Origin of the sequence: Nocardioides sp. T5 (assembly GCF_048161455.1) — a bacterium.
In the GTDB taxonomy this organism is placed as follows: Bacteria; Actinomycetota; Actinomycetes; order Propionibacteriales; family Nocardioidaceae; genus Nocardioides.
Genome location: NZ_CP182415.1, coordinates 3,333,906 through 3,354,735, shown reverse-complemented (window position 1 = coordinate 3,354,735; position 20,830 = coordinate 3,333,906). Strand labels below are relative to the sequence as shown.

Genomic DNA, 20,830 nt, shown 5'->3' with positions numbered 1-20,830 from the left:
CACCCGATCTCGACTGCTCAGGCGATCTCGACGCCGGCGCCGGCCAGCTCGGTGATCGCGGCGGCCGTCGACTCCTCCGCGACCCCGGCGCACAACGCGGTCAGGACCCTGGTCGTGAAGCCCGCGCCCGCGCCGTCCAGGGCGGTCGCGCGCACGCAGTGGTCGGTGGCGATCCCGCACACGTCGACCTCCTCCACCTGACGGGCCCGCAGCCAGTCGGCCAGCGGCTCGCCCGACGTCGTACGACCCTCGAAACCGCTGTAGGCCGCCTCGTGCTCGCCCTTGCAGAACACCTCGTCGAAGGGCTGCGGGTCGAGGTTGGGGTGGAACGCCGCGCCCTCGGTGCCGACCTTGCAGTGCACCGGCCACGAGTCGACGAAGTCGGGCTTCAGCGACCAGTGCGACCCGGGGTCGACGTGGTGGTCCTTGGTGGCGACCACGACGTCGTAGGCCGGTGCGTCGTCGCCGCCCGCGTGCCAGCGGTGCAGCAGCTCGTTGATGTCGGCCGCGACCCGTGCGCCGCCCGGGACGGGCAGCGAGCCGCCCTCGCAGAAGTCGTTCTGGACGTCGACGACGATCAGGGCGCGGGCCATGGTCCGAGGTTAGCGGGGCCCGAGGTCAGTGGGGCCCGAGGTGCACCGTCGGGATCGCCGCCTCGCCGGCCGACATCATCGTGACCGAGCGAGGCAGCTCGGCGACCGAGGCGCGGTGGCGGGCCCGGGCCTCCTCGAGCGTGGCGCGGCCGACGACCTCGCCGTCGCGGACGAGCGGGACGAGGAGGGCGCGGTCGTCGCCGTCGTCCTCGGGCGCCGCGCCGATCCCGACGACCTCCGCCTCCGCCACGCCGCTGGGGCCACGCCGGCGCAGGGCGTACTTGCGTCCGCCGATGGACGGCTTGTCGGTCGACTTCTTGGCCACCGACACCAGCTCGCCGGTCGCGTCCTCGCGTGCCACGAGCTTGTAGACGAAGCCGCACGTCGGGTGCCCCGAGCCCGTGACCAGCTGGGTCCCCACGCCGTAGGCGTCGACGGGGGCGGCGGCGAGGGCGGCGATGGCGTGCTCGTCGAGGTCGCTGGTCACCACGATCCGGGTCGCGCTCGCGCCGAGCCCGTCGAGCTGGGCGCGGACCTCCCGGGCGACCTCGCCCAGGTCGCCGGAGTCGAGACGGACGGCGCCGAGCCCCCTGCCGGCCACCTCGACCGCGAGGCGGACGGCCTCGGCGACGTCGTAGGTGTCGACCAGCAGCGTCGTGCCGACCCCGAGGGTCTGCACCTGGGCACGGAAGGCGTCGGCCTCGGCGTCGTGGAGCAGGGTGAAGGAGTGGGCGGCGGTGCCGGTGGACGGCACGCCGTAGCGGGCACGCGCGGCCAGGTTGCTGGTGGCGTCGAACCCGGCGACGTACGCCGCCCGCGCGGCGGCCACCGCGGCCTCCTCGTGGGTGCGGCGCGACCCCATCTCGATGCACGGCCGGTCACCGGCCGCCAGCGTCATCCGCGACGCCGCCGAGGCGATGGCGGAGTCGTGGTTGTAGATCGACAGCAGGACGGTCTCGAGGAGGACGGCCTCGGCGAAGGTCCCCTCGACGACGAGCAGCGGCGAGTAGGGGAAGTAGGCCTCGCCCTCGGCGTAGCCCCACACGTCGCCGGAGAAGCGGTAGGAGCCGAGCCAGTCGAGCATGTCGGGGTCGACGACGCCCTCGAGCGCGGTGAGCACGCTGGCGTCGAAGCGGAAGTCCTCCAGCGCGTCGAGCGCCCTCCCGACCCCGGCCACCACGCCGTAGCGGCGACCCGCCGGGAGGCGCCGCGGGAAGAGCTCGAAGACCGCCCTCCGGTCCGCCGTGCCGGACTGGCGCGCCGCCTGGACCATGGTCAGCTCGTAGTGGTCGGTCAGCAGCGCCGTCGACCTACGGGGTGGGCTCGTCACGACCGACACTGTGCCACGATGGACCTCGTGTCAGCCGCCAGTCCCGTAGAGGTCGAGCCGACCCTCACCCCCGACGAGATCACCTTCCTGGCCAAGCCGTGGGTGACCCTCGTGTGGGACGACCCGGTCAACCTGATGTCCTACGTCTCCTACGTGTTCCAGAAGTACTTCGGCTACGACAAGGCGAAGGCCGAGAAGCTGATGCTCGAGGTGCACACCGAGGGCAAGTCGGTCGTCTCGACGGGCACGCGCGAGGAGATGGAGCGCGACGTGCAGGCGATGCACGAGTACGGGCTCTGGGCGACGATGGAGAAGGCGTCCTGAGGTGAGCGGCTTCGAACGACACCGCAGGTCCGGCCACGTCATCGCCACGTTCACCGGCTTCGAGGCCGACCTCCTGCGCTCGCTCGCCTCGCAGATGGTCGAGCTGCTGCGCAACGAGCGGGCCGAGCCCGCCGCGCCGACCGCCGACGCCTTCGAGGCGATGATGGCGGAGTTCTCCGGCGCCACGACGATCCCCGAGGACCCGGTGCTCGCGCGCCTGTTCCCCACCGCCTACCCCGACGACGTGGAGGCCGCCTCCGACTTCCGCCGCTTCACCGAGGGAGGGCTGCGCGACGGCAAGGCCGCGGCGGCCGCGGCGATCATCGACGCGGTGGAGGAGGCCGGCCTCCCGCCCGAGCTGACCGAGGACGGCCTCGTCATCGACGTCGAGCTCACCCACGCCCAGGCCGAGACCTGGATGCGCGCCTTCACCGACATCCGGCTCGCGCTGGCCACCCGCCTCGGCGTCGAGGCCGGCGACGAGGACTACTGGCACTCCCTGCCCGACGACGACCCGCGTGCGCAGGCGCACGACATCTACGAGTGGGTCGGCTACCTCCAGGAGACGGTGGTCGAGGCGCTGACGGCCGGATGACGCCCGTCCCCGACTTCGTCGTCGCCCTCCGCGACAAGATCGGCAGCGACCACCTGCTCTGGCTGCCCGGTGTCACCGCGGTCGTACGCCGCGGGGACCAGCTGCTGCTGGTGCGGCGCTCGGACAACGGTCAGTGGTCCCCGGTCACCGGCATCGTCGACCCCGGCGAGGAGCCGGCGGTGGCCGCGGCCCGCGAGGTGACCGAGGAGACCGGCGTACGCGTCCGGGTCGACCGGCTCGTCTCGACCGGCGTGCATCCCGAGGTCGTCCACGCCAACGGCGACCGGGCCGCCTACCTCGACCTGACCTTCGCCTGCACCTGGCTCGAGGGCGAGGCCCACGTCGCCGACGACGAGTCCAGCGACGTGCGCTGGTGGCCCCTCTCCTCGCTGCCCCCGATGAGCGACGTCCTGCTCGCCCGCATCGACGCCGCGCTGGGCGACGAGCGCGAGGCACGCTTCACGGCCCCGCCCGACCAGGGCGAGGTCGAGCCGCCGCCCGTCCTCAGGCCGCCCGCCCCGGTCCTCGGCGTGGACGCCTGCCCGGCCGGCTGGGTCGGCGTCGTCCTCGACCCCAGCTTGCGGGCCTCCGTCTTCGTCGCCGCCGACATCACCGGGCTGCTCGATCTCGTGCGCGAGCAGCACGACGTACCCGTGGTCGCCGTCGACATCCCGATCGGCCTGCCCGACCGCGGCGGCCGGCTCGCGGACGCCGAGGCCCGCCGGGCGCTGGTCGGCAAGGCGTCCTCGGTGTTCTCCACGCCCGTACGCTCCGCGGTCGAGGCCGCGACCTACGCCGAGGCGCGCGAGGCCAACCTCGCCGCGACCGGCGGGCGCACCAGCGTCAGCGCCCAGGCCTACGCCCTGCGGGAGAAGGTGCTGCAGGTGGACGCGTGGGTGCGCGGCCGGCCCGGGACGCGGGTGATCGAGGTGCACCCGGAGGTGAGCTTCGCCCGGATGGCCGGGGCTCCCGTGCTGGCGCGCAAGAAGGACGCCGACGGCGTCCGCGCCCGCCGCGAGGCGCTCGCCACCCATGGGATCGTGGCCCCGGCCTGGTTCCGCGGCGCCGGGTTCGGAGAGGACGACCTGCTCGACGCCTGCGCCGTCGCCTGGACGGCCGTACGTCACTCGCTCGGGGTCTCCGAGTCGTTCCCCGACGTGCCGGAGGTCTTCTCCGACGGGATCCCGGCCGCGATCTGGGTGTAGGGCCACTTCTCGGACACGTGTGGCGGTTGTGGCCCCTGGGCGGCGGGTTCGAGGGCGACATCTCGGACACGTGTGGCGGTTGTGGCCCTCGGGGGCCCGGTCCTGGGCGGCCTGCCGGGCGGAGGCGTCGTACGTCCGCACGTGTGGCGGTTGTGGCCCCTGGGCGGCGGGTTCGAGGGCGACTTCTCGGACACGTGTGGCGGTGGTGGCCCTTGGGCGGCTGGTTCGAGGGCCACTTCTCGGACACGTGTGGCGGTCGTGGCCCCTGGGCGGCCGGTTCCGGGGCAGCTTCTCGGACACGTGTGGCGGTTGTGGCCCTTGGGGCCCGGTCTTGGGCGGCCACCCGACGGGCGCCGGAGCGTCAGCCCGAGTGCGTCAGCACGCCGTATCGCTCGCGGGAGGCGAGCGCCCACCGGGAGGCAGGGACCGACACCAGCGCCACGCCCAGCATCAGGCCGGCGAGCACCAGCCAGCCGGTCTCGCCCATCTCGACGCACAGCAGCGTCACGACCGGGGGTCCGACGACCGCGATGACGCTGAAGCCGAGCCCGGCGAAGCCCTGGTACTGGCCCTGCCGCTCGTGAGGGGCCAGGCCCATCTGCAGGCCCCACTGGCCGCCCGAGCCGATCATCTCGCCGACGACGTGCACCAGCGACCCGACGACGAGCACGACGACGGCGAAGGTCGCGTCACCGCGGTCGGCCAGCGCCACGATGGCGAAGCCGGCCGCGATCCAGACGGCGCCGCGGACCAGCGCCCGGGCACCGGCCTCCACGGAGTCGGCGCGACGCGACAGCTTCACCTGGAAGAGCGCGACGCACGCGGTGTTGACGATGAGGAGCACCGCGACCATCACGGGCGGCGCGGCGGTGCGCTCGGAGATGTAGAGCGCCAGTCCCAGCTCCATCACGAAGAAGTGGAGCGAGAAGAGCCCGGTCAGCGCCACCACGACGACGTAGGGCCAGTCGCGCAGCACGGCGAGGCGCGGCTCGCCCTCCAGCCGGACGTAGGCCGGAAGGTCCGGGAGCCGGGTGCTGTTCCACGCGGCGAAGCCGGTGAACACCGCGTTGAGGACGAAGACCGAGACGTAGGCCCACGACTCGTCGACGACGAGGGCGGCGCCGCCGAAGACCGAGCCGAGGCCGATCGCGGTGTTGGTCACTGCCCGCAGGTAGGCCTTGAACTGCACGCCGCGCCCGCCGGTCGCGAGCTGGGCGATCACGCCCTGCTGGACGGACCCGGCCGAGCGTTCGAAGAGGGTCAGCAGGGCCAGCAGCAGCGCGAGCTGCCACGGCGTACGAGCCAGGACGGGCAGGGCGCTCGTGAGGGCGGCGCCCACCATGCAGACGGTCAGGACCCGGCGCGGGCCGTGGCTGTCGCCGAGCTGGCCGGCCGGCACCTGCACGAGGATCCCGACCACGGCCGCCACCGCCAGCGCGAGGGCCACCTCGGCGGCGGTGAAGCCCACCTGCCGGGTGAAGTAGAGCGCGCTGGTCGTCATCACGGCGCCGGCGCCGAACCGGTTGGCGAAGGAGCCGATCGCCAAGACCCGCAGGTCCCGCTCGAGGGGGATGCCGCGGCGGGTCAGGGGCGCCTGCGCCTGCGACAACGACATCTGGTGGACCCCCCGAACTCTCTCGACGTCAAGACTATGTCGTGAGACGCGCACGGACCGCATCGGGCGCCTGCCTACCCTTGACCGCGTGCTGACCATCGCCCAGGAGATCTACGACGCCATCGTGGCGCACGCCCAGCGCGACCACCCCGACGAGGCGTGCGGCGTCGTCGCCGGCCCCGAGGGCACCGACCGCGCCGAGCGGTTCGTCCCGATGGTCAACGCCGCCGGCAGCCCGACGTTCTACGAGTTCGACTCCACCGAGCTGCTGGCGCTCTACAAGGACATGGACGCCCGCGACGAGGAGCCGGTGGTGATCTACCACTCGCACACCGCCACGGAGGCCTACCCCAGCCGCACCGACATCGGCCTGGCCAGCGAGCCCAACGCCCACTACGTGCTCGTCAGCACACGGGAGCGCGGGAATAGTGAGCGCCCGGTGGAGTTCAGGTCCTACAGAATCATCGACGGTGTCGTGACCGAAGAGGACGTCACGATCACCCCGACCCCCGAGCACCAGAGAGCGAGCACCCCCTGATGGCCATCGACGTCCGGATCCCCACCATCCTGCGCACCTACACCGACGGCGCGAAGTCGGTCGAGGGCTCGGGTGGCACGCTGTCCGCGCTGATCGACGACCTGGACGGCAACCACCCCGGCATCAAGGACCGCCTCGTCGAGGACAAGTCCGGTTCGATCGACCTGCGCCGGTTCGTCAACGTCTACATCAACGACGAGGACGTCCGCTTCATGGGTGGGCTCGAGGCCGAGCTCGCCGACGGCGACCAGGTCGTCGTCCTCCCCGCCGTCGCCGGCGGGGCCCGCTGACCGAATGACCCGTTTCGACAGCCTGCTGGAGTCGGTCGGCAACACCCCGCTCGTGGGGCTGCCGCGGCTCTCGCCCAGCCCCGACGTACGCCTCTGGGCCAAGCTTGAGGACCGCAACCCGACCGGCTCCATCAAGGACCGCCCGGCCCTCAAGATGATCGAGCAGGCCGAGAAGGACGGCACCCTGCGTCCCGGCTGCACGATCCTCGAGCCCACCAGCGGCAACACCGGCATCTCGCTCGCGATGGCCGCCAAGCTCAAGGGCTACCGCATCGTCTGCGTGATGCCGGAGAACACCTCCGAGGAGCGACGCCAGCTGCTGCGGATGTGGGGCGCGGAGATCGTCTCCTCGCCCGCGGCCGGCGGGTCCAACGAGGCCGTCCGGGTCGCCAAGCAGGTCGCGGGGGAGCACCCCGACTGGGTGATGCTCTACCAGTACGGCAACGAGGCCAACGCCCTCGCGCACGAGGAGGGCACCGGGCCCGAGCTCCTCGCCGACCTGCCCTCGATCACCCACTTCGTCGCCGGCCTCGGCACGACCGGCACCCTCATGGGCGTCTCCCGCTTCTTCCGCAGCGCCAAGCCCGGCGTGCGGATCGTCGCGGCCGAGCCCCGCTACGGCGAGCTCGTCTACGGCCTGCGCAACCTCGACGAGGGGTTCGTCCCCGAGCTCTACGACGCCTCGCTGATCGACTCCCGCTTCAGCGTCGGTCCGCGCGACGCCGTACGTCGGGTGCGCGAGCTGCTGGAGCTCGAGGGCATCTTCGCCGGGATCTCGACCGGTGCCATCCTCCACGCGGCGCTCGGGCAGGCCGCCAAGGCCGTCAAGGCAGGGGAGAGCGCCGACATCGCCTTCGTCGTGTGCGACGGCGGCTGGAAGTACCTCTCGACCGGCGCCTACGAGGGCACCGTCGACGAGGCGGAGGACCGGCTCGACGGACAGCTCTGGGCCTGACCCGGGCCTCATCCGGGCCTAGGCTGGTGCGGTGGACCGCGCGCCCCGACCCCTGCGACGTCTTGGCGTGCTGGTGCCGCTCGTCCTCACGCTCCTGGGCGCACCCGCCCACGCGACGGTCGAGGACGCCAGGGAGCACCGGCGGGCCGCCGCGACACCCACGCAGTCCACCGTGGAGTCGTACGCCGTCCCGGTGAGCCGCCGCGTCACCTACTCGGTCACCACCCGGGGGCGGGTGACGGCCTCGATGAAGGTCTTCCGCCGGCATGCCCAGGAGACCTTCGACCACCCGCGCGGCTGGCGCGCCGCCGGCGTGAAGTTCCGCCGGGTGCGCCGGGGTGGCGACTTCACCCTCGTGCTCGCCACGGCGGGCACGCTGCCGTCCTTCTCGTCGGGCTGCTCGGTGCAGTGGTCGTGCCGTGTCGGTCGGCACGTCGTGATCAACCAGCTGCGCTGGACGCGGGCCTCGCCCGCCTGGAACGCGGCTGGTCGGTCGCGGCGCGACTACCGGCACATGGTCGTCAACCACGAGACCGGCCACTGGCTGGGGCGCCCCCACACCTCGTGCCGCGGACGTGGCCGGGCGCCGGTGATGATGCAGCAGTCCAAGGGCACCGGCGGGTGCCGGTTCAACCCGTGGCCGCTCGCCTGGGAGGCCGCGGCGGTCAGGCGGCGCTAGGCGTCACCGCACGTTGGCGTCGATGACCACCGTGGTCGTCGACGGCGAGCCGACGACGATGTCGTGGCTGGCGCCGGTGAGGGAGACCTGCACCGTCTCGCGGCCCTCGGTGACCCGGTCGTCGAGGATCTGGACCGGGACGTAGCGCTCCACCTGCCCGGCGGCGAACGTCGCCTGTCCGGTCGCGGCCACGAAGTCCTCGCCCGCGGTCGCGGTGCCGGCCTGGACGGTCCAGGAGACGTCGACCGTCCCGTTCGCGGGTGACTGCAGGCGCACCGGCACCCAGACCGTGCGCTCGCGCTCCGGCGTGCGCTGCCGGATCCCGCCGAGGCGCACCTCGTTGTTGCTCAGCCACTGGATGCGCTTGGTCAGCCAGTCGCCGAGGAAGTCGACCTCCGCCTGCCGCGTGCTCCCACGGTGGGTCCAGTCCAGGTCGCCCGAGGCGTGCCACTGCGCCCAGTCTGCGTCGGCGACGGGAGCCAGGGTGGCCGCCGCGGCGGGGATCTCGGAGACGACCTGGCGCGCGATCGGCTTGAGGCGGGCCCAGCGGCTCTTCACGCGGGCGGAGAAGGCCGGGTCCTGCAGCATCCGGGCGACCCAGTGGCGCCCGACCCGCGTGTGCCAGGTGTCGGGCTGCGAGGAGCCACGCCAACGGGTGCCGGCGCTCAGGTCGAAGTCCCACACGGGGCCGAAGACGAAGCGCTTGCCCGGCACCCAGCTGACGTTGACGCTGGACTGGAAGTTGGAGTCCTGGTTGGAGAAGAGCTCCTCGACGAGGTACCAGTCAATGAGCTTGCGGACGTTGACGTACGCCGCGTAGCCGGTCTCCGGGTCGGCGAAGTCGGGCCCGTAGAGGACCTTCTCGAAGCGCGTGACCGCGCGTCGCACCTCGCGTCGCTGCTTCTTGGTCACCTCGTCGGGGTCCTTGAACGCGATGGCGGAGCCCCAGCGGGTGCGGAACCCGGGCTCGTCGTCGCGCAGGTAGCGCTTGTTGAACTCCAGCAGGTAGCCGTCGTCGGGCAGGTTGACGCGTCCCTTGCCCTCCTCGACCTGCTCGGTGAGCATGTAGAGGCCCTGCGACTGACCGTTGAGGACCATCTCGACGAAGCGGAAGCGGGGAGTCCACTTCAGGCGGGTCTGCGCCGCGACGGCGAACGCCGCGGCCGTGCGGAGCGAGCTGCGGTCGGCGTATCCGGCGAGGAGGACCCACTCGTCGTAGTCGCGCGACCCGACGAGGGCGGCGTCCTCCTCCAGCTTGAGCTTCAAGGGCTTCTTGTCCCAGCCCCAGGTCGAGTTGCCGCGTCCGCGCACCTCGGTGACCCGGGTGACGCCGTCGAGGGTGACCGTGCCCGGCACGTAGTCCTCGCGCCCCACGGTGACGCCCGCGGTGTCGATCACCAGCTGGGTCGGCGGGGCCGGCGGCCAACCGATCACTGCGGCTGCGCGCTCGGTGCTCGCGGGCTCGCGGCCCGTGGCCGGGGCGAGCGCCGCGGTGGACGATGCGACGACAAGCGCGGTCGCGACGCCGAGGCGTCTCAGGGCGGGCTTGGTCAACAGGGACATGGGTCTCCTCAGCCCGGCGTGCGGGCGACTGGGTCAGGCAGGTGGCGGTGAGACGTCGAGATCGAGCCGGAAGTTGTGCTCGCTGCCCGGAACGGCCGGCAGGTCGAGCATGTCGAGCGTCAGGTTCGCGACGGCGCCGTTGCGAACCGGCTGCAGCGACTGGCGGTAGCCGGTGCGCCGCTTGCCGGGGTCGCGGTAGTCGTCCGCGTTGAGCTCGTAGAGGTCCGCGCCGGCCGCCACGCCCGGGCCGACCACCATGAAGGGCACGCGGTAGTTGGCCAGCTTGCGGGAGTCGGAGTGGCTGGCGCCGAGTCCGCCGTGGTCGCTGGTGAGGATGATCGCGGTGCGGCCGACGAGCTCGGCGTCGGTGCGCACGGCGTCGACGATCACCCCGACGAGGCGGTCGGCCTGCTCGACCGCACGCAGGTAGCGCGGCGACATGAAGCCGTGGTCGTGACCCACGGCGTCGGGCAGGGAGAGGTGCACGAAGCGGAAGGCGCGCTCGTGGTCGCGCAGGTCGCGCCGCACGGAGCGCGCCAGGACCGCGTTGTCGAGGCGGATGCGGGTGGTGTCGATGGCCAGGGGCCAGCTGCGCTTCCAGAGGGTGAACTTCGTCTTGCTCGCGAAGAGCGCGGTCGATCCGCCCGCCGCGGCGATCTGCGTGAAGACCGACTCGACGCGTTCCCCGGCGGCCGCCTGGACGGTCGTGGGCCGGCGCCGGTCGTCGTTCCAGGTCACGCCGTGGCCGCCGGTGGTGGCCTCGACGCGGCGACCGGTGACCATCCCGGTGTGGTTGGGCAGGGTGACGGTGAGCTCGCGCTCGGTGCGGGCGTTGAGAGTAGAGGCGCCGGAGTCCATGAGGTCGTGCAGGCGCGGCGTGCGCTCGCGGCCCAGCTTGCCGAGGGCGTCGGTGTTGAGCCCGTCGACGGAGATCGCCACGACGGAGTCGATGGCGTTGTCCGCCGAGACGCGCGCGGTGCGCGGCGCGGGGTCCCCTGAGGGCACCTGGGCCGGGGCCGACATCGGCACCAGGCCGACGGCGGTGCAGGCGAGCAGGGAGGCGAGGGCGGTACGCAGTGTCACGCCGCGACCCTAACCCGGCACGGGCCGTGTGACGGGGCCGACGCACGCGACCGCGTGACCCGCAGCGGCCCGACCGCCTAGCCTTCCTCCTGTGCCGACGTCCACGCCGAGAGAGACCGCCGACGCCCCGATCGGCATCTTCGACTCCGGCTTCGGCGGGTTGACCGTGGCGCGCTCGGTGATCGACCAGCTTCCGCACGAGTCGGTCGTCTACCTCGGCGACACCGCCCGCCAGCCCTATGGCCAGAAGCCCATCGGCGAGGTCCGCGAGTACGCCCTCGAGTGCCTCGACCACCTCTACGAGCAGGGCGTCAAGGCACTCGTCATCGCCTGCAACTCCGCGAGCGCCGCCATGCTCCGCGACGCCCGTGAGCGCTACGACGTACCCGTCGTCGAGGTGATCCTGCCCGCAGCCCGGCGTGCGGCCGCTGCCACGCGCAACCAGCGGGTCGGCGTGATCTGCACCCGCGCGACCGCCAGCTCGATGGCGTACGACGACGCCTTCGCCGCGGCACCCCACCTCGACCTGCACATCCGGGCCTGCCCGCGCTTCGTCGACTTCGTCGAGCAGGGCGTCACCGGGGGCGACGAGCTGCTGGCCGCGGCCCACGACTACCTCCACCCGCTGGCCGAGGCGGGGGTCGACACGTTGATCCTCGGCTGCACTCACTACCCGCTGCTGACCGGCGTGATCTCCTACGTGATGGGCGACCAGGTCACCCTGGTCAGCTCGGCAGAGGAGTGCGCGAAGGACGTCTACAAGATGCTGGCCCGCACCGGTCTGATGCGTCCCGACGGCGAGGCGAGCTACACGTTCTCCACCACGGGCAGCCCCGACGACTTCGCCACGACCGGACGCCGCTTCCTCGGCGCGGAGCTGCTCGGTGCGACGCAGTTCGCCGGGGGGCGTCGATGAGTCATCACCCCACGAACTTCTTCGTCTCCCCCGCTCCGCTCCTCCGCCGAACAACTTCGTGGGGGCCCCGATGAAGCTCACCATCGTCGGGTGCTCGGGGTCCTACCCCGGCCCCGAGTCCGCGGCGAGCTGCTACCTCCTCGAGGAGGAGGCGGACGGCCGCACGTGGCGCATCCTGCTCGACCTCGGCAACGGAGCGCTCGGCCAGCTGCACCGCTACGCCGACCCGCTCGGCATCGACGCGGTGTTCCTCAGCCACCTCCACGCCGACCACTGTCTCGACCTTTGCGGCTACTACGTGATGCGCAAGTACCACCCCACCGGCCCGCAGCCGCAGATCCCCGTGTGGGGTCCGGCCGGGACGGCAGAGCGGATGGCGCGGGCCTACGACCTGCCGCTCCACCCGGGCATGACGGAGGAGTTCGCCTTCGCGGAGTACGACGGCCACGACCATGCCGCGGTCGAGGTGGTGGAGGTCGGACCGTTCCGGGTCGAGGCCCGGCAGGTGGTCCACCCCGTCACCGCCTATGCCCTGAAGGTCACCGCCGGTGGTCGCACGCTCGTCTACTCGGGCGACACCGGACCCTGCCCACAGCTCGACGAGCTGGCCGAGGGCGCACACCTGCTGCTCGCCGAGGCGTCCTTCCGCACCGGTGACGACAACCCGCCCGACCTCCACATGACCGGCGCCGACTGCGGACGCACGGCCGAGCACGCCGGGGTCGGGCGCCTGGTGCTGACCCACGTCCCGCCGTGGCACGACCCGGCCGACGCCGAGGCCGAGGCACGCGCCGAGTGGTCGGGCCCGGTCGAGCTGGCCCGCGCCGGGGCGACGTACGACCTGTAGGCGGGTCCCAGACCAGCCTCAGACCAGGCCGGCGTCGTGCACGACCATCGCCACCTGCACGCGGTTGGTGGCGTCGAGCTTGGTCAGCAGGCGGGACACGTGCGACTTCACGGTCGGGATCGACAGGTAGAGCTCCGAGGCGATCTCGGAGTTGCTGAGCCCGCGTCCCACGCACACGGCGACCTCGAGCTCGCGCTCGGTCAGCACGGCCAGCCGGTCGGCGGCCGTCGAGGTGCGGTCGCTCGTCGAGGTGCTGCGCAGCCGGGAGACCAGGCTGCGCGTCGCCGACGGCGACAGCATCGCGTCGCCGGCCGCGACCGTGCGGATCGCACCGACGATGTCACCGGGCGGGGTGTCCTTGAGCAGGAACCCGTCGGCGCCCGCCGCCACGGCCCTCAGCACGTGGTCGTCGGCGTCGAAGGTGGTGAGCACGACGACGGCCGGTGGGGACGGCCTCGAGTGCAGGATGCGCGTGGCCTCCAGGCCGTCCATCACGGGCATCCGGATGTCCATCAGCACCACGTCCGGCCGGTGCAGGGCGACCTGGGCCAGGCCGGCCTCGCCGTCGGGGGCCTCGCCGACGACCTCGATGTCGGACTGGCCGCCGAGCATCAGCGTCAACGCCGAACGGACCAGCGGGTCGTCGTCGACGAGCAGCACGCGGATCACGCGGTCCACGGTAGCCAAGCCTCCAGCACGAACCGTGCCCCCTCCGTGCGCTGGTGCAGCCGACCGCCTCGGAGCTCGGTGCGCTCGCGCAGCCCGACGAGCCCCAGCCCCGAGCCGGGTGCGGCGCTCGGCCGGTCGCCCAGCGGGTTGCTGATCACCACCGTGATGCCACCCCGCTCGTCACCAGTGGAGCGGATCGCCACCTCGGCGCCGGGGGCGTGCTTGCGCACGTTGGTGATGCCCTCCTGGACGATCCGGTAGACCGTGCGGCCCGTCGCCGGAGGCACCGGCACGTCGCCGTCGACGTGGTCGGTCCAGTCGATGTCGAGTCCGTGCGACCTCGCCTCGTCGACGAGGGCGGCGATGTCGTCGTACGTCGGTTGCGGGCGCGCGGTGGGCGGGCTCGTGTCGTCCTCGCGCAGCACGCCGAGCACGTCACGCAGCTCGTGGAGCGCGTCGTTGGCCTGGCGCTGGATCTGTCCGAGCCCCTCGCGGAGCCGGTCGCCGTCGAGGTCGTCGCGGAAGGCGAGCGCGCCGGCGTGCATGGAGACCTGGGTGATGCGGTGCGCGACCACGTCGTGCATCTCGCCGGCGATGCGCGCACGCTCCGTGGACCGGGCCTGGGAGAGACGGAGCTCCTGCTCGAGCTCGGCCCGCTCGGCGCGGTTGCGGAGGTTCCAGAGCAGCTCGCGCCGCGAGCCGATGTAGAGACCCCAACCCATCATCCCGGTGTTGACGGCGAGGTTGACCAGCGTGGTGACGAGGAAGTCGTTGTCCTCGATCGGTGCGATGGTCGTCCACGTCTGGGCAGCGACGAAGTTCGCGCTGCCGACCAGCACCACCTCGCGCCAGCGACGCCGCGTGGCCACGGAGACCGCCGCCAGGGTGGCCGGACCGGCCGCGATCCCGGAGAGGGCGCTCATCGCCGCGATCACCAGCGCCACGCGCACCGGCGCCCGGCGGCGGAAGTACACGAGAACGAAGGCGGCCAGGCCCAGGACCACCTCGGCGGCGAAGAGCAGGCGGTGCTCGCGCCACTCGGGCCCCGCCACCGTCTGCCAGATCGCGGCAGAGAACACCACGCACACGGCGTACCGCCAGGCGTGCGACACCCACGTCAGCTCCGGCTGGGTGTCGGGTCGAGGCTCCACGGCCCTCAGGGTAACGAGCACTTTTCCTACTTTGGTCGCATCGACATGGCCTCAGGGCCGATGCGCCGGGCGTCCGACGCGGCCGATGGTGGTGGCACCAACCGCGCGGAGGGAGCTGCGCGGCGTGGGGCCGCGCACGACCGGACGGTCCCACTGGGGACGGGGCTTCGAGCCGGGTCCGGTAACACACGGGGGTGACCGGACCCGGCTCAGTCACGTCTAGGGTCGTGCCCATGACTTCTGTCCCGACTCCGGCTCCCCGGGCCGACGGCCGCGCCGACGACGAGCTGCGCCCCATCACCATCACCCGCCACTGGCTCGACCACGCGGCCGGATCGGTGCTGGTCGAGTTCGGCGGCACCAAGGTGCTGTGCGCCGCCTCCGCGTCGGAGGGCGTGCCCCGCTGGCGCAAGGGCTCGGGGCTGGGGTGGGTCACCGCCGAGTACGCCATGCTCCCCGCGGCCACCAACACCCGCTCCGACCGCGAGTCGGTCAAGGGCCGCATCGGCGGCCGCACGCACGAGATCTCACGGCTGATCGGACGCTCGCTGCGGGCGGTCATCGACTACGAGGCACTCGGCGAGAACACCATCGTGCTCGACTGCGACGTCCTGCAGGCCGACGGCGGCACGCGCACCGCCGCGATCACCGGGGCGTACGTCGCCCTGGCGGACGCGGTGGCGCACCTGCGGGCCAGCGGCGCGCTGGCGGGCGAGCCGTTGACCGGCTCCGTCGCCGCCGTCAGCGTCGGCATCATCGACGGCGCGCCGCGACTCGACCTGCCCTACGTCGAGGACGTGCGCGCCGAGACCGACATGAACGTCGTGATGACCGGCGAGGGCACGTTCGTCGAGGTGCAGGGCACGGCCGAGGGCGCCGCCTTCGACCGCGCCGAGCTCGACGCCCTGCTGGACCTGGCCGCGAAGGGCTGCGTCGACCTGACGCGCCTGCAGCAGGAGGCGCTGGCCCGGTGAAGATATTCCTGGCCTCGGCCAACGCCAAGAAGATCCTCGAGATGCAGCGCATCCTCGCCGAGCACGTGCCCGGCATCGAGGTGCTCGGCATCGCCGACGTCGACGGCTACGTCGAGCCGGTCGAGGACCAGCCGACGTTCGAGGGCAACGCGTTGCTGAAGGCGCGCGCCGGTGTCGCGGCCACCGGGCTCCCGTCGGTCGCGGACGACAGCGGCCTGTGCGTCGACGCCCTCAACGGGATGCCGGGCGTGCTGTCGGCCCGGTGGTCGGGGTCCTCGCTGGGTGACAAGCAGGGGGCAGACCAGCGCAACAACGAGCTGCTGCTCGACCAGCTCCACGACGTACCGGACGAACGTCGCGGCGCGCACTTCGCGTGCGCCGTGGCGTGGGTCCTGCCCGACGGGCGCGAGCGCGTCGTCGAGGGCCGGATGGACGGCCGCATCATCCGCGAGGTGCGCGGCAGTGGCGGGTTCGGCTACGACGTGGTCTTCGTCGCGGTGGAGCACGACGCCGAGGACCTCACCTCCGCCGAGCTCGGGCCGGGGGAGAAGGACCTGATCTCGCACCGCGGCCGGGCGCTGCGCGAGCTCGCGCCGTACGTCGCCGCGGACCTCGCCGGCACGCAGCCGGGCGCGGGGTCAGACGACTGACGCCTCCTCGCGCGCGCCGACCTGCCTGCTGACCCACATGCCCCACAGGGCGGCGAAGAGGAACATGACCAGCGAGTAGACGGCCGCCGGCACCGAGATCTCGACCTCGTCGAGCACCTCGACCGCGACGAAGATCGCGAGTGTGGCGTTGTGCACCCCGACCTCCATCGAGGACGCGATGGCCTGCGGGCCGGTGACCCCCACGGCCTTGGGAACGTAGTAGCCGACGACCAGGCTGATCGCGCAGAAGAGGGCGGCGATCAGGCCGACGTCGGCGAGGTAGTCGGCGACGTTCTCGCGCTGGTCGAGCAGGATGCCGAGCACGAGGACCGCGAGGATCACGGCCGACCCGATCCGCACCGGCTTGTCCATCCGTCGCGCGAAGCCGGGCGCGCGGGCGTTGACCAGCATCCCGATGCCGACCGGCAGCAGGATCAGCGCGAACACCTTGACGATCTCGACCAGCGGCATCGAGACGTCGTCCTGGCGGTCGTAGTAGGCGATGGCGAGGCCGGTGATCAGCGGGAGCGTCACGACAGCGATGACGGTGTTGATCGCCGTCAGCGTGATGTTGAGGGCGACGTCGCCGCGGAAGAGGTGGCTGAAGAGGTTCGCCGTCGTGCCGCCCGGCGAGGCCGCGAGCAGCAGCATGCCGATCCCGAGGAGGGCCGGGAGGTCGAAGAGCACCACCAGCCCGAAGCAGATCGCCGGCAGCAGCAGGATCTGGCAGGCGAGCGCGACGCCCACGGCCTTCGGTGCCCGGCCGACCCGCTTGAAGTCTCCGACCGTCAGGTCCAGGCCGAGCCCGAACATGATGATCGCCAGCGCGAGCGGCAGTCCGACGGTCGTGAGCGCGGAGTCCATGCGCGGACCCTAGTGGTGACGGGGGTCACATGGGCGGGACTCGCGCGAACTGCTCGTTCGTGCAGGGTGCGCTCGGAGAGATTCGAACTCTCACTGGCCGCGACCTAAACGCGGTGCCTCTACCGTTGGGCTACGAGCGCGGAGGCTCAATCCTCACACGTGTCCGAGACGTCGCCCTCTGCGGCGTGCCGGCGGGGCGACATGTCGGACACGTGCGGCGGATGTGGCCCTCGCGACGTACCCCGAGGGGCCAGGACCGCCACACGTGCGGCGTACGTCAGGAGTCGAGGCCGAGGTCCCGCCGCAGCTTGGCGACGTGGCCGGTGGCCTTGACGTTGTACTGGGCGAGCTCGACGGCTCCGTCCTCGTCGATCACGAAGGTCGAGCGGATCACGCCCTCGACCTCCTTGCCGTAGAGCTTCTTCGTGCCGAAGGCGCCGTAGGCCCGGTGCACGGCCAGGTCCTCGTCGGAGAGCAGCGTGAGGGTGAGCGCGTCGCGCTCGCGGAACTTCGCGAGCTTGGCGGGCTTGTCCTTGGACACGCCGAGCACCTCGTAGCCCGCGCCACGCAGCGAGTCGAGGGACTCGGAGAAGTCGCAGGCCTGCTTGGTGCATCCGGGCGTCATGGCTGCGGGGTAGAAGTAGAGGATCACCTTCTTGCCGCGCAGGTCCGCGAGCGAGACCTGCTCCTCGGTGTCGCTGGTCAGGGTGAAGTCGGGTGCGGTGTCGCCGGCGGCGAGGCGGTCGGACATGCGGGCTCCTGTGCGCGGTCGGTCCGGACGAGGCGTCCGGTTGGTTGTTGCAAGGGGTTTGCAATAAGGTCGAGGTGTGCCGGCCCGGCATCGGGGGATCCGTGCCGGCCACCAGACATCCAACCAGTCAGGAGCGACCAGGTGCACGTGCCCGACGGCTTCCTCGACGCCCCCACGTCGGCGGCGACCGGCGTGGTGGCGGTGGCGGCGGTGGCCCTGTCGCTGCGGGGCGCGCGACGCGAGCTCGACGACCGTACGGCGCCCCGGGCCGGGCTGGTCGCGACCTTCGTGTTCGCTGCCCAGATGATCAACTTCCCTGTGGGGGCCGGCACCAGCGGTCACCTGATGGGCGGCGCGCTCGCCGCGGTCCTCGTGGGGCCGTGGACGGCCGTGCTGTGCCTGTCGGTGGTGCTCGTGGTGCAGGCCCTGCTGATGGCGGACGGGGGCATCACGGCCCTCGGCACCAACATCACCCTCATCGGCATCGTGACCGTCGCCGTGGGCTGGGCGGTCTTCGTGCTCCTGCGCCGGGTGCTGCCCAAGCGGGTCAGCATGGTGGCCCCGGCCGCCGCGGTCGGCGCGCTGGTCAGCGTCCCGGTGGCGGCCCTGGTCTTCACCCTGCTCTTCTCCGTCGGCGGCAACGTGTCAGTCGACCTCGGCGCCGTCATGACCGCCATGCTCGGCTGGCACACGGTGATCGGCATCGGCGAGGCGCTCATCACCGGTCTGGTCGTCGGGAGCGTCGTCGCCACCCGTCCCGACCTCGTCCACGGCGCCCGCCCGCTCCTCGAGGAGCGCGAGCTCGAGCTCCGCACGGGTGTCGTCCGATGAGCACCCGCCGCCTCTTCGCCGTCGCCCTCGTCGTCAGCCTGCTCGTCGCCGGTGTCGCGAGCTACTACGCCAGCTCGCACCCCGACGGCCTCGAGTACGTCGCCGAGCAGACCGGCTTCATCGACTCCGCCGAGGACTCGGCGACGGCCGAGAGCCCGCTCGCCGACTACCAGACCTCGGGCGTCGACGACGCCCGCGTCAGCGGGGGACTCGCCGGTGTCATCGGCGTCGTCGTGATGCTGGTGCTCAGCACCGGCCTGTTCTGGCTCGTCCGGCGGCGCGAGCCGCGCGACGCCGACGCCGACGCCGACGCCGGCCAGCGCGCCCAGTCGGAGGCCTGACATGGGCGCCGGGCACGGACACCGGCTGCACTTCCACGGCCACAGCCCGGTGCACCGCGCCCCCGCGCACCTGAAGGTCCTGGCGCTGCTGGGGTTCATGCTCGTGGTCGTCGCGACCCCCCGCCAGGCGTACGCCGTCTTCGCCGTCGAGGCCGCCGTCCTGCTGGCGGTCATCGCGCTGTCGCGGGTGCCGCTGCGCTACCTGCTTCCCCGGATGGTCGTGGAGGTGCCGTTCGTCGTGTTCGCGGTGCTGATGCCGTTCATCGCCCACGGGCCGCGGACCGAGGTGCTGGGCATGACCGTGTCCGAGCCCGGACTGGTCGCCGGTGTGGCGCTGCTGGTCAAGGGCACCATCGGTGTGCTCGCCTCGCTGACCCTGGCCGCGACCACCGAGCCGCAGGACCTCCTCCGCGGGCTCCAGCGGCTTCGGGCGCCCGACCTGGTCGTCCAGATCATGGGCTTCATGATCCGCTACCTCGACGTGGTCACCGCGGAGCTCGGCCGGATGATGACGGCCCTGCGCTCGCGTGGCTGCGACCCGCGCTCCCCGCGGCACTGGCCGGTGCTCGCCCGCTCGCTCGGTGCTCTGTTCATCCGGTCCTACGAGCGCGGCGAGCGCGTGCACCTGGCGATGCTGTCGCGAGGGTACGACGGCCGCCTGCCGCAGTCGGGGGAAGCGCGATGACCGCCCCGGTGCTCGACGTCCAGGGGCTTGCCTTCGCCTACCCCGACGGCCACCAGGCGCTCTTCGGGGTCGACCTCCACGTCCACCGGGGCGAGCGGGTCGCGCTGCTCGGGCCCAACGGCGCCGGGAAGACGACCCTCGTGCTCCACCTCAACGGCATCCTCGCCGCGGGGCGGGGCTCCGTCACGGTCAGTGGCCTCCCGGTCTCCAAGGAGCACCTGAAGGAGATCCGCCGTCGCGTCGGGATCGTCTTCCAGGACCCCGACGACCAGCTCTTCCTCGGCACCGTCCGCCAGGACGTCGCGTTCGGTCCTGCCAACCTCGGCCTCAAGGGCGCGGCCCTCGACCGGCGCGTGATGGACGCGCTCGACCGGGTGGGGATGGCCGACTTCGTCGACCGACCGCCGCACCACCTGTCCTACGGCCAGCGCCGTCGGGTGGCGGTCGCCACCGTGCTGGCGATGGAGCCGGAGATCCTGGTGCTCGACGAGCCGTCGTCCAACCTCGACCCGGCCTCACGCCGCGAGCTCGCCGACATCCTGCGCAGCCTCGACGTGACCGTGCTGATGGTCACCCACGACCTGCCCTACGCGCTGGAGTTGTGCCCGCGCAGCGTCGTGCTGAGCGAGGGGGTGGTGGTCGCCGACCGGCCGACCTTCGACGTCCTCACCGACGACGAGCTGATGGCCGCCCACCGCCTCGAGCTGCCCTGGGGTTTCGACCCGAGGCGCATTGATAGCCTTCCCGGGTGACCCAGGACATGAGCGCGCTCGAGCGCGAGATCGAGGAGACGCGTGAGCGGCTTGCCTCGACCATCGACCAGCTCGCCTACCGCGCCCACCCCAAGACGATCGTCGGTCGGCAGGTGGCGACCGTGAAGTCCCAGTTCGTCGAGCCCGACACGGGTGCCCCGCGCACCGACAACATCCTCAAGGCGGCCGGTGCCGTCGTCGGCGTCGTCGTGCTGTTCGCCCTCGTCCGCAAGGTCGCGAGCTGAGCGCGCCCTCCGGCAGCATGCCGAGCGGGGGCGGCGATCCGAGGACCGCGCCCATCAAGATGCTGCACGACCGCCTGCTCGTCGAGGTCGACCAGGAGGCCGGCGAACGGCGCTCCACCGGCGGCATCGTCATCCCCGCCACCGCGGCCATGGGTGCCCGGCGTCTTGCCTGGTCGCGCGTGATCGCGGTCGGTCCGCACGCGCGTGCGGTCGAGGTCGGCGACCGGGTGCTGTTCGACCCCGAGGACAAGGCCGAGGTCGAGGTCCACGGCGAGGTCTACGTCGTCATGCGCGAGCGTGACGTGCACGCGGTCGCCGCCGAGCGCCTCGAGGGCGGCTCGACCGGTCTCTACCTCTGATCGCTCGTCCTGCTGCCAGCCCTAG

At 72.3% G+C, this 20,830-nt stretch carries 26 protein-coding genes and 1 tRNA gene; 17 read left to right on the top strand and 10 right to left on the bottom strand.

Annotated features, from left to right (window positions below; all coding sequences use genetic code 11):
* Nucleotides 1-17: 17 nt before the first annotated feature.
* Together ACNKF0_RS16345 and ACNKF0_RS16340 are read right to left on the bottom strand one after the other, a co-directional pair.
* Nucleotides 18-593, bottom strand: a complete 576-nt coding sequence (locus tag ACNKF0_RS16345) for a nicotinamidase (RefSeq protein WP_416953796.1) — start codon at nt 591-593, stop codon at nt 18-20.
* A gap of 25 nt (nt 594-618) precedes the next feature.
* Entirely contained in the window at nt 619-1,866 is a 1,248-nt protein-coding gene (locus ACNKF0_RS16340; RefSeq protein ID WP_416958560.1) for a nicotinate phosphoribosyltransferase, read from the bottom strand.
* 75 nt (nt 1,867-1,941) lie between these two features.
* On the opposite strand from ACNKF0_RS16340, the gene clpS reads away from it, so the two are divergent.
* From clpS to ACNKF0_RS16325, 3 genes are read left to right on the top strand one after another with little or no spacing between them, the layout of a single operon-like run.
* Nucleotides 1,942-2,247: an ATP-dependent Clp protease adapter ClpS gene (clpS, locus tag ACNKF0_RS16335; protein WP_299931953.1), complete on the top strand. Its 306-nt coding sequence runs from the start codon at nt 1,942-1,944 to the stop codon at nt 2,245-2,247.
* Between the two features lies 1 nt (nt 2,248).
* Nucleotides 2,249-2,842, top strand: coding sequence for a DUF2017 domain-containing protein (locus ACNKF0_RS16330; protein WP_299931955.1), 594 nt, complete (start codon nt 2,249-2,251; stop codon nt 2,840-2,842).
* Nucleotides 2,839-4,047, top strand: coding sequence for a DUF429 domain-containing protein (locus tag ACNKF0_RS16325; RefSeq protein ID WP_416953794.1), 1,209 nt, complete (start codon nt 2,839-2,841; stop codon nt 4,045-4,047). The genes ACNKF0_RS16330 and ACNKF0_RS16325 overlap by 4 nt, the downstream gene beginning before the upstream one ends.
* 361 nt (nt 4,048-4,408) lie before the next feature.
* Here the strand turns inward: ACNKF0_RS16325 and ACNKF0_RS16320 are convergent, their stop codons facing one another.
* On the bottom strand, nt 4,409-5,662 hold the full coding sequence (locus tag ACNKF0_RS16320; protein ID WP_416953792.1) for an MFS transporter: 1,254 nt from the start codon (nt 5,660-5,662) through the stop codon (nt 4,409-4,411).
* Between the two features lie 88 nt (nt 5,663-5,750).
* On the opposite strand from ACNKF0_RS16320, the gene ACNKF0_RS16315 reads away from it, so the two are divergent.
* The 4 genes from ACNKF0_RS16315 to ACNKF0_RS16300 are packed head-to-tail and all read left to right on the top strand — an operon-like array spanning nt 5,751 to nt 8,124.
* The gene (locus ACNKF0_RS16315) at nt 5,751-6,200 is read left to right on the top strand and encodes a M67 family metallopeptidase (protein ID WP_299931961.1); all 450 of its coding nucleotides are present in this window, start codon (nt 5,751-5,753) and stop codon (nt 6,198-6,200) included.
* Nucleotides 6,200-6,490, top strand: coding sequence for a MoaD/ThiS family protein (locus ACNKF0_RS16310; RefSeq protein WP_416953790.1), 291 nt, complete (start codon nt 6,200-6,202; stop codon nt 6,488-6,490). The genes ACNKF0_RS16315 and ACNKF0_RS16310 overlap by 1 nt, the downstream gene beginning before the upstream one ends.
* 4 nt (nt 6,491-6,494) lie before the next feature.
* The gene (locus ACNKF0_RS16305; RefSeq protein WP_416953788.1) at nt 6,495-7,445 is read left to right on the top strand and encodes a PLP-dependent cysteine synthase family protein; all 951 of its coding nucleotides are present in this window, start codon (nt 6,495-6,497) and stop codon (nt 7,443-7,445) included.
* A 31-nt stretch (nt 7,446-7,476) separates the two neighbouring features.
* Entirely contained in the window at nt 7,477-8,124 is a 648-nt protein-coding gene (locus tag ACNKF0_RS16300) for a DUF3152 domain-containing protein (RefSeq protein ID WP_416953786.1), read from the top strand.
* Between the two features lie 3 nt (nt 8,125-8,127).
* Here the strand turns inward: ACNKF0_RS16300 and ACNKF0_RS16295 are convergent, their stop codons facing one another.
* Both ACNKF0_RS16295 and ACNKF0_RS16290 read right to left on the bottom strand, forming a co-directional pair.
* Nucleotides 8,128-9,687 carry a CotH kinase family protein gene (locus ACNKF0_RS16295; protein WP_416953784.1) on the bottom strand — a complete coding sequence of 520 codons (1,560 nt, stop codon included), beginning with the start codon at nt 9,685-9,687 and terminating at the stop codon, nt 8,128-8,130.
* A 33-nt stretch (nt 9,688-9,720) separates the two neighbouring features.
* Nucleotides 9,721-10,770, bottom strand: coding sequence for an alkaline phosphatase family protein (locus ACNKF0_RS16290; RefSeq protein WP_416953782.1), 1,050 nt, complete (start codon nt 10,768-10,770; stop codon nt 9,721-9,723).
* 91 nt (nt 10,771-10,861) lie between these two features.
* Between ACNKF0_RS16290 and murI the strand changes: the two genes are divergently transcribed.
* Nucleotides 10,862-11,686: a glutamate racemase gene (gene murI / locus ACNKF0_RS16285; protein WP_416953780.1), complete on the top strand. Its 825-nt coding sequence runs from the start codon at nt 10,862-10,864 to the stop codon at nt 11,684-11,686.
* A 70-nt stretch (nt 11,687-11,756) separates the two neighbouring features.
* The gene (locus tag ACNKF0_RS16280; protein WP_416953778.1) at nt 11,757-12,533 is read left to right on the top strand and encodes an MBL fold metallo-hydrolase; all 777 of its coding nucleotides are present in this window, start codon (nt 11,757-11,759) and stop codon (nt 12,531-12,533) included.
* Nucleotides 12,534-12,551: 18 nt separating this feature from the next.
* On the opposite strand, the gene ACNKF0_RS16275 is transcribed toward ACNKF0_RS16280, so the two are convergent.
* The gene (locus tag ACNKF0_RS16275) at nt 12,552-13,211 is read right to left on the bottom strand and encodes a response regulator (protein WP_416953776.1); all 660 of its coding nucleotides are present in this window, start codon (nt 13,209-13,211) and stop codon (nt 12,552-12,554) included.
* Nucleotides 13,199-14,353, bottom strand: a complete 1,155-nt coding sequence (locus tag ACNKF0_RS16270; RefSeq protein ID WP_416953774.1) for a sensor histidine kinase — start codon at nt 14,351-14,353, stop codon at nt 13,199-13,201. The genes ACNKF0_RS16275 and ACNKF0_RS16270 overlap by 13 nt, the downstream gene beginning before the upstream one ends.
* Before the next feature lie 233 nt (nt 14,354-14,586).
* Here ACNKF0_RS16270 and rph point away from each other — a divergent pair, with 233 nt between their 5' ends.
* Both rph and ACNKF0_RS16260 read left to right on the top strand, forming a co-directional pair.
* Nucleotides 14,587-15,327 carry a ribonuclease PH gene (gene rph / locus ACNKF0_RS16265; protein WP_299931990.1) on the top strand — a complete coding sequence of 247 codons (741 nt, stop codon included), beginning with the start codon at nt 14,587-14,589 and terminating at the stop codon, nt 15,325-15,327.
* A gap of 41 nt (nt 15,328-15,368) precedes the next feature.
* Nucleotides 15,369-15,977 carry a non-canonical purine NTP pyrophosphatase gene (locus ACNKF0_RS16260; RefSeq protein WP_416958558.1) on the top strand — a complete coding sequence of 203 codons (609 nt, stop codon included), beginning with the start codon at nt 15,369-15,371 and terminating at the stop codon, nt 15,975-15,977.
* On the opposite strand, the gene ACNKF0_RS16255 is transcribed toward ACNKF0_RS16260, so the two are convergent.
* From ACNKF0_RS16255 to bcp, 3 genes are all read right to left on the bottom strand, one after another.
* A complete protein-coding gene (locus tag ACNKF0_RS16255; RefSeq protein ID WP_416953771.1) occupies nt 15,966-16,841 on the bottom strand; it encodes a bile acid:sodium symporter family protein in 876 nt (291 codons plus the stop codon). The genes ACNKF0_RS16260 and ACNKF0_RS16255 overlap by 12 nt on opposite strands.
* A gap of 67 nt (nt 16,842-16,908) precedes the next feature.
* Nucleotides 16,909-16,981, bottom strand: a tRNA-Leu gene (locus tag ACNKF0_RS16250).
* A gap of 137 nt (nt 16,982-17,118) precedes the next feature.
* Complete coding sequence (gene bcp / locus ACNKF0_RS16245; protein WP_416953769.1) at nt 17,119-17,592, bottom strand: thioredoxin-dependent thiol peroxidase; 474 nt, start codon at nt 17,590-17,592, stop codon at nt 17,119-17,121.
* Between the two features lie 141 nt (nt 17,593-17,733).
* Here bcp and ACNKF0_RS16240 point away from each other — a divergent pair, with 141 nt between their 5' ends.
* The 6 genes from ACNKF0_RS16240 to ACNKF0_RS16215 are packed head-to-tail and all read left to right on the top strand — an operon-like array spanning nt 17,734 to nt 20,805.
* Complete coding sequence (locus ACNKF0_RS16240; protein ID WP_416953767.1) at nt 17,734-18,423, top strand: energy-coupling factor ABC transporter permease; 690 nt, start codon at nt 17,734-17,736, stop codon at nt 18,421-18,423.
* Nucleotides 18,420-18,764, top strand: coding sequence for a PDGLE domain-containing protein (locus ACNKF0_RS16235; protein ID WP_416953765.1), 345 nt, complete (start codon nt 18,420-18,422; stop codon nt 18,762-18,764). Before ACNKF0_RS16240 ends, ACNKF0_RS16235 begins: the two co-directional genes overlap by 4 nt.
* Nucleotide 18,765: 1 nt before the next feature.
* On the top strand, nt 18,766-19,449 hold the full coding sequence (gene cbiQ, locus ACNKF0_RS16230) for a cobalt ECF transporter T component CbiQ (RefSeq protein ID WP_416953763.1): 684 nt from the start codon (nt 18,766-18,768) through the stop codon (nt 19,447-19,449).
* Entirely contained in the window at nt 19,446-20,201 is a 756-nt protein-coding gene (locus tag ACNKF0_RS16225; RefSeq protein ID WP_299932005.1) for an energy-coupling factor ABC transporter ATP-binding protein, read from the top strand. The genes cbiQ and ACNKF0_RS16225 overlap by 4 nt, the downstream gene beginning before the upstream one ends.
* Entirely contained in the window at nt 20,198-20,446 is a 249-nt protein-coding gene (locus ACNKF0_RS16220; RefSeq protein ID WP_416953760.1) for a DUF3618 domain-containing protein, read from the top strand. The genes ACNKF0_RS16225 and ACNKF0_RS16220 overlap by 4 nt, the downstream gene beginning before the upstream one ends.
* 59 nt (nt 20,447-20,505) lie before the next feature.
* On the top strand, nt 20,506-20,805 hold the full coding sequence (locus ACNKF0_RS16215) for a GroES family chaperonin (RefSeq protein ID WP_191280515.1): 300 nt from the start codon (nt 20,506-20,508) through the stop codon (nt 20,803-20,805).
* The last annotated feature ends 25 nt before the right edge of the window (nt 20,806-20,830 follow it).

Excerpts from the sequence above, each read along its gene's own strand:
- ACNKF0_RS16345 (WP_416953796.1), bottom strand. The coding sequence starts at position 593 with ATGGCCCGCGCCCTGATCGTCGTCGACGTCCAGAACGACTTCTGCGAG.
- ACNKF0_RS16340 (WP_416958560.1), bottom strand. The coding sequence starts at position 1,866 with ATGGTCCAGGCGGCGCGCCAGTCCGGCACGGCGGACCGGAGGGCGGTC.
- clpS (WP_299931953.1), top strand. The coding sequence starts at position 1,942 with ATGGACCTCGTGTCAGCCGCCAGTCCCGTAGAGGTCGAGCCGACCCTC.
- ACNKF0_RS16325 (WP_416953794.1), top strand. The coding sequence starts at position 2,839 with ATGACGCCCGTCCCCGACTTCGTCGTCGCCCTCCGCGACAAGATCGGC.
- ACNKF0_RS16320 (WP_416953792.1), bottom strand. The coding sequence starts at position 5,662 with ATGTCGTTGTCGCAGGCGCAGGCGCCCCTGACCCGCCGCGGCATCCCC.
- ACNKF0_RS16310 (WP_416953790.1), top strand. The coding sequence starts at position 6,200 with ATGGCCATCGACGTCCGGATCCCCACCATCCTGCGCACCTACACCGAC.
- ACNKF0_RS16305 (WP_416953788.1), top strand. The coding sequence starts at position 6,495 with ATGACCCGTTTCGACAGCCTGCTGGAGTCGGTCGGCAACACCCCGCTC.
- ACNKF0_RS16295 (WP_416953784.1), bottom strand. The coding sequence starts at position 9,687 with ATGTCCCTGTTGACCAAGCCCGCCCTGAGACGCCTCGGCGTCGCGACC.
- ACNKF0_RS16280 (WP_416953778.1), top strand. The coding sequence starts at position 11,757 with ATGAAGCTCACCATCGTCGGGTGCTCGGGGTCCTACCCCGGCCCCGAG.
- rph (WP_299931990.1), top strand. The coding sequence starts at position 14,587 with ATGACTTCTGTCCCGACTCCGGCTCCCCGGGCCGACGGCCGCGCCGAC.
- ACNKF0_RS16260 (WP_416958558.1), top strand. The coding sequence starts at position 15,369 with ATGCAGCGCATCCTCGCCGAGCACGTGCCCGGCATCGAGGTGCTCGGC.
- ACNKF0_RS16255 (WP_416953771.1), bottom strand. The coding sequence starts at position 16,841 with ATGGACTCCGCGCTCACGACCGTCGGACTGCCGCTCGCGCTGGCGATC.
- bcp (WP_416953769.1), bottom strand. The coding sequence starts at position 17,592 with ATGTCCGACCGCCTCGCCGCCGGCGACACCGCACCCGACTTCACCCTG.
- ACNKF0_RS16235 (WP_416953765.1), top strand. The coding sequence starts at position 18,420 with ATGAGCACCCGCCGCCTCTTCGCCGTCGCCCTCGTCGTCAGCCTGCTC.
- cbiQ (WP_416953763.1), top strand. The coding sequence starts at position 18,766 with ATGGGCGCCGGGCACGGACACCGGCTGCACTTCCACGGCCACAGCCCG.
- ACNKF0_RS16225 (WP_299932005.1), top strand. The coding sequence starts at position 19,446 with ATGACCGCCCCGGTGCTCGACGTCCAGGGGCTTGCCTTCGCCTACCCC.
- ACNKF0_RS16215 (WP_191280515.1), top strand. The coding sequence starts at position 20,506 with ATGCTGCACGACCGCCTGCTCGTCGAGGTCGACCAGGAGGCCGGCGAA.